Source organism: Rhizobium sp. L51/94 (genome assembly GCF_019355555.1).
Classification (GTDB): domain Bacteria; phylum Pseudomonadota; class Alphaproteobacteria; order Rhizobiales; family Rhizobiaceae; genus Rhizobium; species Rhizobium rhododendri.
This window is the reverse complement of the sequence record NZ_CP072141.1, coordinates 956,829-972,500: the sequence shown is the minus strand read 5'-3', so window position 1 is coordinate 972,500 and position 15,672 is coordinate 956,829. Positions and strand designations below refer to the sequence as shown.

At 59.4% G+C, this 15,672-nt stretch carries 14 protein-coding genes and 1 pseudogene; 6 read left to right on the top strand and 9 right to left on the bottom strand.

Going from position 1 to position 15,672, the window contains the following annotated elements:
• Window positions 1-255: 255 nt before the first annotated feature.
• Complete coding sequence (locus J5274_RS04635; protein WP_142830208.1) at window positions 256-2,616, top strand: DUF1989 domain-containing protein; 2,361 nt, start codon at window positions 256-258, stop codon at window positions 2,614-2,616.
• 101 nt (window positions 2,617-2,717) lie between these two features.
• On the opposite strand, the gene J5274_RS28720 is transcribed toward J5274_RS04635, so the two are convergent.
• From J5274_RS28720 to J5274_RS04620, 4 genes are read right to left on the bottom strand one after another with little or no spacing between them, the layout of a single operon-like run.
• A complete protein-coding gene (locus J5274_RS28720; protein ID WP_257625651.1) occupies window positions 2,718-2,843 on the bottom strand; it encodes a hypothetical protein in 126 nt (41 codons plus the stop codon).
• The gene (locus J5274_RS04630) at window positions 2,840-3,610 is read right to left on the bottom strand and encodes a membrane-anchored protein (RefSeq protein ID WP_142830206.1); all 771 of its coding nucleotides are present in this window, start codon (window positions 3,608-3,610) and stop codon (window positions 2,840-2,842) included. Before J5274_RS04630 ends, J5274_RS28720 begins: the two co-directional genes overlap by 4 nt.
• A gap of 28 nt (window positions 3,611-3,638) precedes the next feature.
• Window positions 3,639-4,499, bottom strand: coding sequence for a 3-deoxy-manno-octulosonate cytidylyltransferase (locus J5274_RS04625; protein WP_161990964.1), 861 nt, complete (start codon window positions 4,497-4,499; stop codon window positions 3,639-3,641).
• A 6-nt stretch (window positions 4,500-4,505) separates the two neighbouring features.
• Window positions 4,506-5,192: a glycosyltransferase gene (locus J5274_RS04620; protein ID WP_161990963.1), complete on the bottom strand. Its 687-nt coding sequence runs from the start codon at window positions 5,190-5,192 to the stop codon at window positions 4,506-4,508.
• Window positions 5,193-5,500: 308 nt separating this feature from the next.
• Between J5274_RS04620 and J5274_RS04615 the strand changes: the two genes are divergently transcribed.
• From J5274_RS04615 to J5274_RS04595, 5 genes and pseudogenes are all read left to right on the top strand, one after another.
• Window positions 5,501-6,412: a glycosyltransferase family 92 protein gene (locus tag J5274_RS04615; protein ID WP_142830204.1), complete on the top strand. Its 912-nt coding sequence runs from the start codon at window positions 5,501-5,503 to the stop codon at window positions 6,410-6,412.
• Window positions 6,413-6,597: 185 nt separating this feature from the next.
• A pseudogene (locus J5274_RS04610) lies at window positions 6,598-7,956 on the top strand (FAD/NAD(P)-binding protein).
• Between the two features lie 191 nt (window positions 7,957-8,147).
• Window positions 8,148-8,996, top strand: coding sequence for a MetQ/NlpA family lipoprotein (locus tag J5274_RS04605; protein WP_142830200.1), 849 nt, complete (start codon window positions 8,148-8,150; stop codon window positions 8,994-8,996).
• A gap of 82 nt (window positions 8,997-9,078) precedes the next feature.
• Window positions 9,079-10,158 carry a methionine ABC transporter ATP-binding protein gene (locus J5274_RS04600; protein ID WP_142830198.1) on the top strand — a complete coding sequence of 360 codons (1,080 nt, stop codon included), beginning with the start codon at window positions 9,079-9,081 and terminating at the stop codon, window positions 10,156-10,158.
• A complete protein-coding gene (locus J5274_RS04595) occupies window positions 10,139-10,792 on the top strand; it encodes a methionine ABC transporter permease (protein WP_142830196.1) in 654 nt (217 codons plus the stop codon). Before J5274_RS04600 ends, J5274_RS04595 begins: the two co-directional genes overlap by 20 nt.
• Before the next feature lie 13 nt (window positions 10,793-10,805).
• Here the strand turns inward: J5274_RS04595 and J5274_RS04590 are convergent, their stop codons facing one another.
• From J5274_RS04590 to J5274_RS04570, 5 genes are all read right to left on the bottom strand, one after another.
• On the bottom strand, window positions 10,806-12,749 hold the full coding sequence (locus J5274_RS04590) for a monovalent cation:proton antiporter-2 (CPA2) family protein (RefSeq protein WP_219274773.1): 1,944 nt from the start codon (window positions 12,747-12,749) through the stop codon (window positions 10,806-10,808).
• Window positions 12,746-13,357 (bottom strand): NAD(P)H-dependent oxidoreductase, encoded by a 612-nt coding sequence (locus tag J5274_RS04585; protein WP_219274772.1) that lies wholly within the window; start codon window positions 13,355-13,357, stop codon window positions 12,746-12,748. Before J5274_RS04585 ends, J5274_RS04590 begins: the two co-directional genes overlap by 4 nt.
• A gap of 276 nt (window positions 13,358-13,633) precedes the next feature.
• Window positions 13,634-13,774, bottom strand: a complete 141-nt coding sequence (locus J5274_RS04580; RefSeq protein ID WP_162854774.1) for a hypothetical protein — start codon at window positions 13,772-13,774, stop codon at window positions 13,634-13,636.
• A gap of 336 nt (window positions 13,775-14,110) precedes the next feature.
• Complete coding sequence (gene rpsU, locus J5274_RS04575; RefSeq protein ID WP_142830190.1) at window positions 14,111-14,380, bottom strand: 30S ribosomal protein S21; 270 nt, start codon at window positions 14,378-14,380, stop codon at window positions 14,111-14,113.
• A 318-nt stretch (window positions 14,381-14,698) separates the two neighbouring features.
• Window positions 14,699-15,661 (bottom strand): cation diffusion facilitator family transporter, encoded by a 963-nt coding sequence (locus J5274_RS04570; protein ID WP_142830188.1) that lies wholly within the window; start codon window positions 15,659-15,661, stop codon window positions 14,699-14,701.
• Window positions 15,662-15,672 lie beyond the last annotated feature (11 nt).

Sequence of the window (15,672 nt, the reverse complement as noted above, 5' to 3'; positions counted from 1 at the left end):
CAGTCTCCTCGACCAGTTTTTGCGTCGCGCGGTATGCGCGTTCCCTTGTATTTTTGTTGGATCGTGGCGGCGCTTTTGTTCGGCAGGGCGCTTTTACAGCGTCTCCTGATCGATCCCAGTCTCAAGCGGTCGCGTCACTTATTTCTCATAGTGAATTTTTTTTCATGAGGGTCAAGTCTCTCTTTGTGTTCCATCCCAAAATTTGGATATATAAGAACATGCAGATCAGGCGGCCGATGCTCGCCGGAGGTTCGAATGCCCCATTCCGCCAACGTATTGCAGCCGCCCCGCGCCAGCCGGATCATCAGGCCCGGAATGCCGGCACTTGGGCCCGGCGGCGAGCGCTACCGGGTGAAAGGGCGAGGCTCGACCGTGATCAGGGTCAGCGCTGGCGACACAGTTGTCGTCACCGATACCGAAGGCGGCCAGCTCTGCGAGATCACGTTCATCGACGGGGCAGGCCAGTTCAATGCGGCGGGACTTGGCGTGGCGTTTTCGCGAACTGCATCAGGCCTGCAGGATATCCTCTCCGAAGGTGGCGATAGCGCCAGCCGAACGCTCGCAGCGCTGAGGCGACGCGGCGCAGACCTCAGCAAGGCCGCTGCACTGACAGTTTTCGGTGGCGGCTCTGCACCAGGGTCTTCGGCCGCGCTGACCATGACAATGGATGGATTGCTGGTCGTCGCCGCACCCGGCGCTCCCATGGATTTCGATCGGCAGGACACATCGACGGCAATCTCTGTCATGGTACAGCGCGCACGCCTGTCGCGCAGCTACGAGGAGACGCTGCCGGAGCCTATGGCCGATCCGTTGCAGGACCTGCGCATCGCGGCGGCATCGGCATCAGCCTATTTTGTCCGCGCCGGCGAATTCATCCAGATCATCGATGTCGCCGGCCGCCAATGTACCGACTTCCAGGCTTTTGCCGCCCGCAAGGTCGACAAGGGGCTCGACCGGGCCATCGACGCCACGGTCACACGGACGCTGCTCAGCCGCAGCTATCCGACACCCGGTCTTCCCTCAAAATGTTTTGACCGAGACTTCGAACCGCTTGTCGAAATCGTCCAGGACACGGTCGGAAGGCACGACGCCTTCGCCACCGCCTGCAATTCCCGCTACTATGACGACATGGGCTATCCCGGCCATGCCAATTGCACCGACAATTTCAACGATGCATTGTCGCCCTTTGGCATTGCTCCCCGCAAAGGCTGGGAGGCGATCAACTATTTCTACAACACCAACATTGACCACCAGAACCAGCTCTACCTCGACGAGCCCTGGTCGCGGCCGGGCGACTATGTGCTGATGCGGGCACTGACCGATCTCGTTTGCGTCTCCTCGTCATGTCCCGACGATATCGATGCCGCCAACGGCTGGGACCCCACAGATATCCATGTCCGTACCTACTCCGCTGACCGAAAATTCTCTCGAGCCGTGGCGACCAGAATGACTCCCGATGCAGAGCCGGACATGACCCAGGAAACCGCCTTCCATCCCCGCCTGTCCGCAATGACGCGGAATTACGCCGAATATCGCGGCTATTGGCTGCCCAACCGCTTCAACAACGACGGACCGACCGAGGAATACTGGGCCTGCCGCGAACGGGCTGTGGTGATCGACCTGTCGCCACTGCGGAAATTCGAGATCACCGGGCCGGATGCCGAGGCCCTGCTGCAATATTGCATGACCCGCGACATCAGAAAGCTGTCTCCCGGCCAAGTCGTCTACACCGCCATGTGCTACGAAAACGGTGGGATGATCGACGACGGTACCGTCTTCCGGTTGGCGGAGAACAATTTCCGCTTTATCGGCGGCGACGATTTCTCTGGCGTCTGGCTGCGCGAGCAGGCGGAAAAGATGGGCTTCAAAGCCTGGGTGCGCTCGTCCACCGACCAGATGCACAATATCGCCGTGCAGGGGCCGAAAAGCAGGGACATCGTTGCGGAAATCGTCTGGACCGCGCCGACGCAGCCAGCGATCTCCGAGCTTGACTGGTTCCGTTTCGCAGTCGGCCGGATCGGTCATTTCGAAGGCGCACCGGTGGTGGTGTCACGAACCGGCTATACCGGCGAGCTCGGCTACGAAATCTTTTGTCATCCGAAGGATGCCATCTCCGTGTTCGACGCCGTGTGGGAGGCCGGCCAGAAGCATGGCATCAAGCCGATGGGGCTCGAAGCACTCGATATGGTGCGCATCGAGGCCGGACTGATCTTCGCGCATTACGAATTTTCAGACCAGACCGATCCCTTTGAAGCCGGCATCGGCTTTACCGTGCCACTGAAGTCGAAGACGGAGGATTTCATCGGACGCACCGCGCTGCTCGCCCGCAAGGAAAATCCCCGCTACCGGCTTGTCGGCCTCGATATCGATGCCAACGAGACGGTTGGGCATGGAGACACCGTGCATATCGGGCGGGCGCAGGTCGGTGTCGTCACCAGTGCGACCCGCTCGCCGCTGTTGAGGAAGACCATTGCCTTGGCGCGGATGGACGTAGTGCATGCCGGGATCGGAACCGAGGTCGAGATCGGCATGCTGGATGGCCAGCAAAAGCGCCTTCCAGCCGTGATCGTGCCTTTCGCCCATTACGATCCGCAGAAGCTCAAGCCGCGCTCGTGAGGGACGCGTTTTTCGGCAGATCAGAGCCAGGAGCCAGCGACGTCATTTACTTTTACGCCGAAAATTAAGGGCAGTCGCGACATAGGATGTCGACCGCTCCTTCAGGGTGCGAGATAGCCGAATAAAAAGGCGGCAATCGTCAGTAGGATAATGAGCAGCAATGGCCAGGGCACAAAGCGCTGCTCAATGTGACGACAGAGCGCAACGACGGGTTTAAAAGGGTTCATGAATTGCTCCGCTCGCCAGACAATCCTGCATGCTGGACATTTTCAATGCCCTGCCACAGCGGCAGGCCGATCGACTCCGACACCGATGGGTCAGTGGTAAAAACGGGATAACCCTGCTGCATCAGTCTCACAAGGATCTCCTGATCCATTCGAACATGCTGACGCGATAAATTCACCTGATTGTAGGCATGCCCGCCCGAGTTGGGGTTGATGCCGGTGATGATCACTGCCGTGGCGCCGTTGTATAGGGCAAAGAGCACGGCGTTGATACCATTGGAACACTTGGAATCGGTATCCATCTCGAAACTCTTGCGGCCGACAACGCGGTCCAGCAAAGCCATTCGCTCGTACCGATCGACGATCGTCAGCGTGCGCGGCTTGTAATTGAACGCCTGCAAACCCCTTTCGAGCCGTTCGCGCTCATCCTTGCGCCAGAGCAAGACGAACAAAGCTCCAGTCCGCTTGCCGTTGAGCACGCGACGAACCTCTACAGCGTTGGTGTTGGTGCCCTCGATCTGGTTGAATTGCACGAAGGTAACATCCGGCTCCTCGATGCCCCAGGCCTCAGTCACCGCCTGCGAACCGTTGATCGTCACGACGCGAAACCTGTCGTCGAAATCGGCCGGTTTATGGGAGACCGGCGCAGAACCGACGACAAGCACGGGGCCTGCGAAGCGCGGTGTAACTGTCGGCGGCGACGGGCGCGTCAGCCGGTATTTGATGTTCCGGTAAAGAAGTTTTTTGAGGTCGGAAAATGAGCCGGGCATAGCCATCTTTTTTGGGAGGAATACCGTCTCAGCGTCGCTTTAGAAAACGCGGCCGCAGGCGACGGAAGAAATTATCGATGTCGCGAATGACATTGGTGAGGGATATCAGTTTGTCGATCTCGGCATTGGCGTTGCCGAGACGCTCGGACAAGACATCGGCAATCGCCATTGAAATTTCCGACGACGGAATATCCGGGAAACGTTTTGCCAAGGCTGCGTAGGCATTTTGTGAGATGCCGCCATGGACAGAGATTTTCCCCATGCGCGCAAAAAGGCGCAAGAAGACTTGCTCGAAACTCCAGTCGTGAACGGAAACGACCTTCCATTGCTGACTGCGACGCGCGGAAAACCCGGCAAGGACAATGGTGCCGGGCAATTTCAGGTCGCTGAGCCACAGGGCAATGGCAAAGCCGCTGGTCGGCACCTTGTCCTCGGGATAGAAGTCGTTGCAGAACCCGCTCAGATCGAGATGGCCGGTGGGCGTGTTTTCAAATTCGGCGGCGGTATTGAATTTCTCCTCGGTGTTAAGCCGAATATTCATGATGCCGAGGAAACGATCCCGAGGGAAGAACTTGACGACGTCGCCAACTTCTCGCCGGTAGACAATGTTGGCACCTTTGGAGCTGCCGCGCGATATCAGCAGCGCGTTGCCTTGAAAGGGCGCGTCCAGCACCTTGTAGACCTTGTTGAAAAACACGAAGAGGGTGCTGGGCGGATATTGCTTCTGAAGCCCGGCGATATCGACCGTATCGCTGTTGGCAACGAGAACGACATGGGAGAAGGCCGCGAAAATCGCTTGCCAATCCTTGACCTCGGTGATCCCTGAAAGAGAGCCGGCCGCTGGCAGAGAACTGCCAGGCGCTTGTTCATTGCCTGAAACGGGTTCCACGAATACTTATTTCTGCTGAACGGAGAGGACGCGGTCGCGCATCGCGAACCATTCTTCCGAGTAATCGTCGTTGCGGTGTTCGTCGAAATAAGGGCCGCCGTCGGTGAAGTGGACGATCTTTGCATCAGGGCGGTGATCGTATTCGTTGACCAGGTAATTCCAGGTTACCGGCAGTTCGCCGATCTGGTCGTCGCTTTCCAGCCATTTGAACTGGTGCAGTTCGAGGCCGGTCGCTGTGTTGACGAATTCCTTCGTCAGCGCGCGGCACTTGGCGTTGTTGAACATGATCAGGCTGGACCAGTTTTTCTTCTCGTACTTGGTCTGGGTCTGGCCGAGAAACTTGGTTTCAACCTTGGGCTGGTAATCGTGCTTGACGCACATCGCTGCATAGCGGTCGTCGCGCAGGTTCCAGAGCTCGGCGATGTCGGTACGCGCCAGCATGTCGCAATCCATGAAGATGCTCCAGCCTTCGTAGTTGCAAAGGTGCGGGACCAGAAAGCGCGAGAAGGAAAACTCGGTAGACTGCAGGGCATTGCGTTCGCGGGTAAAGAGGTCGCCGAGATTGCTCAGCACGATCGGCGAGAACGCCACAGGAATGGATGAATGTTCGACGATGCTCTGCGTGAGAACGTGGTAGGCTACGACTTCCTTGGAATCGAAGCCGACGAAAATACGCGCTAAATTATCGATCATGATCTCTCCGCTATCGTCCATGTGCCAGGTGCTAGGCCAAAAAGCCGTCACCTCGCAAAGCAACAGATATTGTTACAGTAGCCACCGTTATCAAAACTACGGCCTGATGCTTGTAACTCCCGCTTTCGAAAGTCAAGTTGCAGCTTCGACGCGAAATAGGACGGATATCGCATTTGTCGACAGAATTGCGACGCTATTTTGTTAGTAAGCATCATCGGCAGCGCGACTTGCCCTAGGGGGCTGGCGGGTGGATATGCTGTCGCAACAGCGCTGCGATTCGGCAGTCCCATTCGCGAAAAGAGGCCTCAATGGGTTGGTTCAAGTCGGCAAGGCCGCTCACACGAAAGCTTTCGATCGTACCGCCGGCGCCTGCTCCCGGCCGCCATGGCATTGCGATCATGGCCTGCGTCAAGAACGAGGCAGTCTATATCGAAGAGTGGATCCGCTTCCATCGTGCCGTTGGCGTGGACCATTTTTATATCTACGATGACGGCTCGACGGACGGTACGCGGGCGCTTCTGTCGGATCTCCTTCCAGCCAATGCCCTGACAATCGTTCCTTGGATCGCCCGCATGTCGGATACGGCAAGTGGACAGTTGCTGAATGGCCAGACGATTGCCTTTGCTCACGCTATTCTCAACTTCGGCAGCCTTTACAGCCGCATGGCGTTCATCGATGTCGATGAATTCCTGTTGCCCAAACAGGGCTCGACCATCGAGCAGGCGCTGGAAGGCGCCGGCGGCTTTCCGAATGTCTCCCTGCCCTGGCATATGTTCGGCACATCAGGTCATGTCGTAAAGCCAGATGGACCGCTGCTTTCCAACTACACGATGCGCGGCGCAGATCCGCTGACACGGCAGGAAAACGTTTCCAACTTCAAATGCATCGTCGATCCCTGCGAAGTGGTCGAAGTCAGCGTCCACCAATTCAGGACGCGCCAGCATGGAGAGCTCACCGTCAACGATGCGGGCCAGCAATTCACCCGCTCCGGCCGCAAGTCGCCGGCCTTCTATTCCAATCGTTTCTTGCAGCTCAACCACTACTACAGCAAATCACGCGCCGAACTTCAGGCGAAGGTGACGCGCGGGTGGTCCTATGATGCGGAGCGAACGAAGTACGAGCGCAAAGTCTTCGGCGTCGTCGAGGCAATCGAAAAAGACGCCGTCGAAGACCGGGCAATGGTCGATTTCATCGCGCGACATGGCATCGAACTCGGCTAGTTCTGAGGCTGGCATCTTGGCCACAGCTTCGATTTCCTGTAAGTTTGGAACCGACGACAATCGAGATCTGACTGAAATTTGCGATTTTTATCGCGCGATTTCAGTGACTTGCGCGGCAATCGGTACCAGATGTGGCTATGTTGCGATAGCAGCTGGTATCCGTATGAACACAAGTGAGGGCCTATATGGCGTATGATGTCGCTGTCGTTGGCTCGGGGTTTTCGGCTATAGCCGTTACGATCAATCTGCTCAGGCTACTGCCATCATCGGCACGTATCGCCGTGGTAGGAGACGATCCAGGGTTCGGGCGTGGGACTGCTTACAGAACGGAATTCTATCTACACCGCCTGAATGTGCCGGCGGGTCGCATGAGTGTGTTCCCGGACGAACCGGACGATTTCGTCGCGTGGCTACGCGCCGAGAACCGACTGGTCGATACCCACGACTTCGCCTCGCGGGGGGATTACGGGCGTTATCTGCGCGATCGGCTGGCTGCATTGTTGCGCGACAGACCAAACCGTGCGGGTGTCGATTTCATCAAGGCGAAAGCGAGGGCCTGCGTCGAGTGTGCAACTTCGGGCGTGATCTTCCATCTCGACAACCAGACGGAAATGACCGCACGCAACGTCGTCCTCTGTCTCGGCGTCGGAAATGCCGAGCTGCCGCTTGGATCGGGCAGCCTCGATGCTGCCGCAAAACCCAGGATCGTGCGCAACCCATGGCGACTGGGCTGACTTTCGAAGGTCGCGCCTTCGGACGAGATCTGCATTCTCGGCTCGGGCCTCACCATGGTCGACCAGGTGCTTGCGCTCCGGGCGCATGGGCATCGTGGGCCGATCCATCTGCTTTCGCGGCGCGGGTTACTGCCGCATTCGCACCGCGCCGGGCATCATTCTCCGGCGAAACCGGACCTCCCGACAGACACGATGGCGATGAGTGCCGTCCTGCACGCGTTGCGAAGGCAGGTGCGCGATGGAACGGACTGGCGCGACCTGATGGACGGCCTGCGCTCGCAGACCCAAGCGCTTTGGCAGAGGCTGGACAAAGACCAGCGAGCGCGGTTTCTACGCCACGCACTTGCCTGGTGGAATATTCACCGCCACCGCATCGCGCCCGCCGTGTTCAGCGAGTTCGATGGATTGGTGAAAGACGGGACGGTGACAGCGCATGCAGGGTTTCTGCAGGCGATCCGCCAGTCGGAGGTTGGACTGGACATTCACTACCGGCCACGCGGCCGCCAGGAAGAGGCCTGCTTGCGCGCAGACTGGGTCGTCAACTGCACGGGCATGGAGCGGGCCGGCATTGCCCATTCGCCCCTGCTCCGCGAAATGCTGGAGAAAGACATGATCGCAGCCGATGAACTGGGGCTGGGCATCGTCGTCGACCGGCATTCGCGGGTGCTCGATGCGGGCGGTCGTCAACAGGACGGACTGTTTGCAATCGGCGCGCTGACGGCAGGACAGTTCTGGGAGATTACGGCGGTGCCCGATATACGCACGCAGGCGCGGGACGTGGCAAGGTCCATCGCCGGTGTAGAGGGGTAATCTTCAGATCGGCGCGCCTACGGCGGTGGCGGTGTGCTGAAATAAATGCGGCGTCGATCGCTCCACGGCAACACAGGTTTTCCTGTCCTTGCGCCAACAACAGATGATCGTGCTTGGTATAGGGATCTCCCATTTGCGATTGTCTCGGCGTGAAGGGGCGGAAAGCCCCGCGATTTTGACGGGATGAAACAATGACCAAGACATTCAAATTCAATCTTTTGACCTCCAGCCTGTCGCGTCGCGCTGGCCTTGCCGTGATGATTGCGTCGGCGGCAGCCATCATTGGAGTTGCGGCCTTGCCGCAGTCTAGTCTGGCCGCAGACAAGTCGATCAAGGTCGGCATCATGAGTGGCGAGGACGAGGACGTCTGGCGTGTTGTGACCGCCGAGGCAGCCAAGAAGGGCCTGAAGATCGAGACCGTAGCCTTCAACGACTACACCCAGCCGAACGAGGCGCTTGAGCGCGGCGAGATCGATGCCAATGCCTTCCAGCACCAGCCCTATCTCGACAACCAGATCAAGACGCATGGCTACCATATCGTCCGCGTCGGCTACACCGGCGTCTGGCCGATCGGTCTCTACACCAAGAAATACAAGTCCGTCGGCGAGATCCCGAATGGCGCCGTGATCGGCGTGCCGAACGATCCGTCGAACGAGGGCCGCGCGCTGCGCGTGCTGCAGACCGCCGGCCTGATCAAGCTTAAGGACGGCACCGGGATTCTGGCCACTGTCGCCGACGTTTCCGAGAACCCCAAGAAAATCGAGATCAAAGAACTCGATGCCGGCATCGTCGGCCGCTCGATCGACGATCTCGATGCCGCTGTCGTCAATACCGACTGGGCGCTGAAGAGCGGCCTGTCGGCCGATGACCGCATTACCCAGGAGCCTGTCTCCGACAATCCCTACCGCAATTTCATCGCCGTCAAGCAGGGTAACGAGAACCAGGAATGGGTGAAGACGCTGGTCGCCTCCTACCAGAACCCTGACGTCAAGGCCGAGTTCGACAAAGTCTATAAGGGCACCGGCATCAGCGCCTATTGATATCTGCGCGACAACAGCTATCGACCAAGGCGGCCCGGGTCATTCCGGGCCGCCTTGACGTGAAGGCATGAAGGAAAAGACAATGAACGATATTCCGACCGCAGCCGAGGCGCAGTCGCTAGCAACCACAGAGGAGGTTGTCCGGCTGACAGATGTCGCCCGTCGCTTCGGCACCACGCCGGCGCTGGACGGCATTTCGCTCACCGTCCATCGCGGCGAGATCCTCGGCATCATCGGTCGCAGCGGCGCCGGCAAGTCAACGCTGATCCGCTGCCTCAATGGATTGGAGCGAGCCGACAGTGGACGGATTGAGATCGAAGGCCGCGACATCACCGGACTGGCGGAGCAGGATCTGCAGCCGATGCGCCGGCGGATCGGCATGATCTTCCAGCATTTCAACCTGCTTTCGGCAAAGACCGTCGAGGAAAACGTCGCACTGCCGCTGAAGATCGAAGGCATCGGCAAGACTGAGCGCCTGAAGCGCGCCGGTGAACTTCTGGATCTCGTCGGCCTGGCCGACAAGGCGAAGGCCTATCCCTCGGAGCTCTCCGGCGGCCAGAAGCAGCGGGTCGGGATCGCCCGGGCGCTGGCGGCACGACCGGCACTGCTTCTCTCCGACGAGGCCACCTCGGCGCTCGACCCCGAGACAACGCGGGCCATACTGGCGCTGCTCAAGGACATCAATCAGAAGCTCGGCCTGACAATCCTGCTGGTCACTCACGAGATGGAAGTCGTCCGCTCAGTTGCCGACCGCGTTGCCGTCATCGATGCCGGCCGGATCGTCGAGGAGGGCCGTGTCTGGTCCGTCTTCTCGGATCCGCAGCAGCCGATCACCCAGAGCCTGCTTGAAGGCATTCGCCCGCAACTGCCGGATCATATCCTGCAGCGCCTTTCTCAGACATCGGGAACGGAAGCGATCATCAGCGTCGATGTTGCCGGACCCGCAGCGCAGGGAGCCGTCTTCAACGACCTGTCGACGGCACTGCCGAATTCCTACCGGCTGGTGCATGGCGGGATAGACCATATCCAGAACCAGCCGGTGGCGCGGTTCTTCATTGCCGTGCCGACACGAAATCCGGCGCTTGCCGGCGACGTACAACAGTTTCTAAAAACCCGCTCCGCGCGGGTGGAGGTGCTTGGCTATGACACCGATCATGCTTGAACTGCTCGGCCGCTCCATCTGGGAGACGATCGTCATGACTGTCGCCTCCGGGCTGATTTCCCTCATCGTCGGTCTGCCGCTCGGGCTGGCTCTGGTGACGACGGGGCAAGGCGGCATTGCCGAACACCGCTGGATCAACAGCATTCTCGGCGCCATCATCAACGGCTTCCGGTCAGTGCCTTTCATTATCCTGCTGGTGGCATTGATACCTCTGACACGCCTGATTGTCGGTACGGCGCTCGGAACGACGGCTGCCATCGTGCCGCTCGCCATCGCGGCTATCCCGTATTACGCCCGCATTGCGGAAGTTTCGCTACGCGAGGTCGATCACGGCCTGATCGACGCCGTGCGGGCGATGGGCGGAAACCGCTGGACAATCGTCCGCGAGGTACTGGTGCCGGAAGCGATGCCGGGCCTGGTTGCAGGCTTCACGGTGACGCTGGTGACACTGATCGGCGCGTCGGCCATGGCCGGTGCGATCGGGGCCGGCGGGCTTGGCGACCTTGCCATCCGCTATGGCTACCAGCGGTTCGAGACCAGTGTGATGGTCGCCGTGGTTGCCGTGCTGATTGTCATCGTCTGCGCCATGCAGTGGTTCGGGGACCGGCTGGTCGCCAAGCTCGACCACCGCTGAGATTGACGCGTCGCTAGGCGGCGGGCGCGTCTTCTTCGTCCGGCCGCTCACGAGCGCCGGGCGGCATCCAGCCGCGCTCCGTCCTGTCGTGCAGGGCGCTACGGTCGCCCAGCATGGCGGCATCGAGGATTTCGCCGATCTCCTTTGACCGGGCGATGTATTCGGGGTTGTTGAAGACCTCGATATCCTCTCGCCACAGGGGCGCCAGCTGGCGAAGGCCCCATCGGTCCTGCTTGACGAAGACGGCCTTGCTCTTCTCGACTTCGTAGGCGTGCATGCCGAGCGCCGATAGCGCGTAACCGCCGGCCCGCACCGAACTGTCGAACATTTCCCGCACAATGTCGTTCGCACCGGCCTGGTAGAGACGGTAGACGTGTCCGCGGTCAAAGGCGCGGGCAATGATGTGCAACTGCGGATTTTCCCGGCGCGCATGCTTGACGATCTCTATTGTCCGCTCGACATCGTCGATCGCGACGATCAGCAGCTTGGCGCTCGACAGACCTGCAGCGTGCAGCAGATCCGGACGCCCGGCATCTCCGAAAAACGACCGCACACCGAACTTGCGCACGCCTTCGACGACATCGGCCCGATGGTCGAGAACTACGGTCTTGTAGCCATTGGCCAGCAGCAGCCGATTGATGATCTGGCCAAAACGCCCGACGCCGGCAATGATAACCGAGCCAGGCTCGGTGATCTCGTCGGCCTCTTCCGCCTGCTGCCGATTGTAGCGCGGCAGGATGACCTTATCGAGCATGATGAACAACGCCGGCGTCAGCATCATGGACAGCGCGACCACCAACAGCAGAACGGCAGCGATATCCGGTGGAAGAACGGCAGCGATATCCGGTGGAAGAACGGCATTCTGCACGGTGAAGGACAAGAGCACGAAGCCGAACTCGCCCGCCTGCGCCAGGCCGAGCGCGAACAGCCATTTGTCGGAGCCGCGCAGCTTGAAGGACTGCGCCAGGCCATAGAGCACGCCGACCTTGACTGCCATCAGCGCCACCGTCAGGCCCAGGACGACGCCAAGATGAGCCCATAGCAACGCAAAATCGATACTGGCACCGACGGTGATGAAGAAGAGGCCGAGCAGCAGGCCCTTGAAGGGCTCGATGTCGCTCTCCAGCTCGTGGCGGAATTCGCTGTTGGCCAGCACCACGCCGGCAAGAAAAGTGCCGAGCGCCGGCGACAGGCCGACGACAGACATTAGCAGGGCGATGGCGATGACCAGCAGCAAGGCTGCCGCCGTGAAAATCTCGCGCAGCCTGGCGGCAGCGATGATCCTGAAGATGGGCCGCGACAGGTAATGCCCGGCGACGACCACGAAGGCAACGGCGGCAAGGGTAATGATCGCCACCTGCCATGCCGGCAGGCCGTCGAGGAGACTGACGCTTTCGTGGCCGCCGGAGGCTGCAGCGACATCCTGCGCATGATGACTGAGTTCAGGCAGCGCCAACAGCGGAATGAATGCCAGCATGGGGATTACGGCGATATCCTGGAACAGCAGGACGGAAAAGCTTGCCTGGCCACCGTCGGATTTCAGAAGGCCTTTTTCTCCAAGGGTCTGCAATACGATTGCGGTCGACGACAGGGAGAAAATGAAGCCCACAGTGAGTGCCACACTCCAGACCTGCCCGAACGCCATGCCGATCGCCGTAACGATCGCCGCAGTACCCACCACCTGAAGACCGCCGAGGCCGACCAGCTTTGCCCGCATTTCCCAAAGCGCGCGCGGCTGCAGCTCGAGCCCGACGAGGAACAGCATCATGACGACGCCGAACTCCGCAAAATGCTGCAGATCCTTCGTCTCGTTGCCGATCAGATGAAAGACCGGCCCGATCAGCACGCCGGCGATGAGGTAACCCAGCACCGAACCAAGGCCGAGACGCTTGGCGACCAGCACCGAGACGACGGCGGCGAGGAGATAGACGAAAGCCTGGAAGACAAAGCCGCTCATCGCGCACCACCTTGAATGGGAAGAGTATCGTGGTGCAGCACATCGACATGGCGCGCCGCTTCGTAGTCGAACCGATCGTCGCGCAGCGATTCCAGCAAAGCGCGGTAATCCGCGACATGCCGCGCCCCTCGGCCGTCGGAGGCACCTTTACCCGCCGAAAACAGCACGAATGGTGCGACGAACTCCATCTGGCAAAGATTGGCTGTCTGCTCGAGTGGAGACAAAAGAGTGCGGAAGCCGAAATGATTGCTTCCCTGCGGATGGTAGGCCTGTTCATCCCCGCCGGCCGTTGCGGCCACCAGGAAGCGCTTGCCCTTCAGTCGATCTCCGTCGTGCCCATAGGCAAAACCGTATTCCAGCACCAGATCCTGCCATTCCTTCAGAAGAGACGGCGTCGAATACCAGTAGATCGGGAACTGCAGCACCAGGACATCGTGCTCCAGCAGCCGCGCCTGTTCCAGGTCTATATCGATATTGAAGGTCGGGTATTCGGCATAGAGATCAACGAAGGTGATGCCTTCGATGGACCGCGCGGTCTTTGCCATTGCGACGTTGATCTTCGAATGGCGCTGGCCGGGATGAGCAAACAGAACGAGCACGCGGGCCATGGAACCTCGGTGGGCAAGTGCGACAAAGGGAGCGTTGTCCTGCCAGTAAGCCAGGGAGATGCCTGGAACCAGGCTTCGCGAGGCTGACTTTGGGCCATGAACCGGAGATTTTCCAGTGCTGATAGCCGGTGTTCCAGATTATCTTGCGACAATACAGGATCAGTGTGGGGAGCCGTGAAGTCCGGCAGCAATATTGGTTGTTTATCAGCGTCGCTGCGGCCTGCCTATCTCGAGGATCGCAGGCCGACGCTGTGCCTTGACGTCGTGTTGTCGGAGTTACTTGTCTTTCTTGCCGAGCTTCAGGCTGCTTTCCGCCTGCTTGACCTGCGAGCCGACAGGCGTTGCCGACTTGACATCCGCCTTGTCCTTCTTTGGCTTGCGCGTTTCGCGGTTGCTCTTCATCTGACCTTTAGCCATCGTCATCTCCGTCTGTTGTGCCTGGGTGACCTATCGGAAGGATAGTCTGGCGGGTCGAAAACCTCTCACATTGCGATCGCCCACGCGGCTGAGGCCGATGGTGATTTCTCGACAGCAAATACGACTTGTCCGAGGCGCCTCCTCCATGGAAAAGACCTACTATCTCGCAAAGACGAAGGCAAGCGAAACGCAGAAAAACGCTTGTCGCGCGCACGACAAGCGTCTCAATTCTATTGGCAAAAGGAAGAAGGACGTCAACGACTAGCGTCGTGCCCGACGCATAGCTGCACAGAGGTGCAAACCGTTCAGTCGGGCCGAGATCCAATCGTCAGGCAATTAAGCCTTGTTGGCGCCAGCGCCGGCTTCGCCGCCGCGTGTGTATACAGCCTTCTTAGGACCTGGGATCAGACCTTCGCGCTGCAGCTTCTTGCGGGCAAGCTTGCGGTGACGTGCAATACCTTCAGCCTTTTCGCGAGCGCGCTTTTCCGATGGCTTTTCGTAAGCCATGCGTGCCTTGATTTCGCGGAAGAGACCTTCGCGCTGCATTCTCTTCTTGAGGACGCGGAGAGCCTGATCGACGTTGTTGTCTCTAACTAGAACTTGCAAACTTCTATCCTTTTGTTGACATTCGCGGTCGCTGCTGGCGCGTGACCTGCGCTTGTTTATTCGCATTCGGCAGCAGATCGTCATGCGAAAGGAAATATTCCCTATTTCGCAAGGCCGCTGCGCTGTCGTAATTCTCGGCCGGCCCTTTCAATAAAGGTCGGCGACGACGCGTCATATACTGACGCGATCGCTTTGCCAACGGCGTCCTATCATATCATGGCGTTTTCGCCATAGAAAAAAGCAGCTGAAGCGAATTTTTGCGTCATTGCGCCAGCCGGGGCCACTCGATGGGACCCACATGATAACCGTCAGGCGCCTTTAGATGTGTTGGTGCGGCGTATTTTCAAGGGAACAACGGTCAAGTTCGGGCTGGAAAGTCGCGTGGCCAATGCCGAAGCGACGCTGCAGGCCCCTGGCTGCCTCCTCCAGCACCTCGTCGCCAGGATGGCCGGCAGGCGTGACGAGATGGCAGGTAAGCGCCGTATCGGTCGTGCTCAGCGACCAAACATGCAGGTCGTGTACCGAAGCCACGCCGGGCAGTTTGCTCAAGAACGCACGGACCTCGACTATGTCGATGCCAGCAGGAACGGCATTCAATGTCATGGTGATCGAGCCGGTAAGCAGGCTCCAGGTGCCGACGATAATGACGATATTAATCGCCACGCTCATGACGGGGTCTATCCAGTGCCAGCCGGTCAGGAGGATCAGCAGTCCGCCGATCACCACGCCGAGCGAAACCAAGGCATCCGCTGCCATATGCATGAAGGCGCCGCGCACGTTGAGATCGCCTCCGCCGGAGGAGAACAACCAGGCGCAGAAGCCGTTAATCGCAATGCCGCAGGCTGCGACGATCATCACCGTCTTTCCGGCGACAGGCTGCGGCTCGAATATACGGCCGATCGCCTCCCAGCTGAGACCGCCGACCACCACAAGCAGGAAGACCGCGTTGAACAGCGCGGCAAGGATGGAGCTGCCGCCGAGCCCGAATGTGAAACGCTGGGTGGGATTGCGCTTGGCAAGGATAACCGCCGCCCAGGCAACGCAGAGCCCGAGCGCATCGGAAAGATTGTGCCCGGCATCGGCCAGCAACGACACCGAATTGCTGGCGATACCATAGATCACTTCGACCAGCACGAAGGCGATATTCAAGCCGACGCCGATCGCAAATGCCTTGCCGAAGTTTGCCGGCACATGACTGTGGCCGAGGCCGGAGACATGCGAATGGCTGTCGTGCGCGTGATCATGGGAGTGGTCGTGGTGGTCATGATGATCATGCGCCATTGATATGTCTC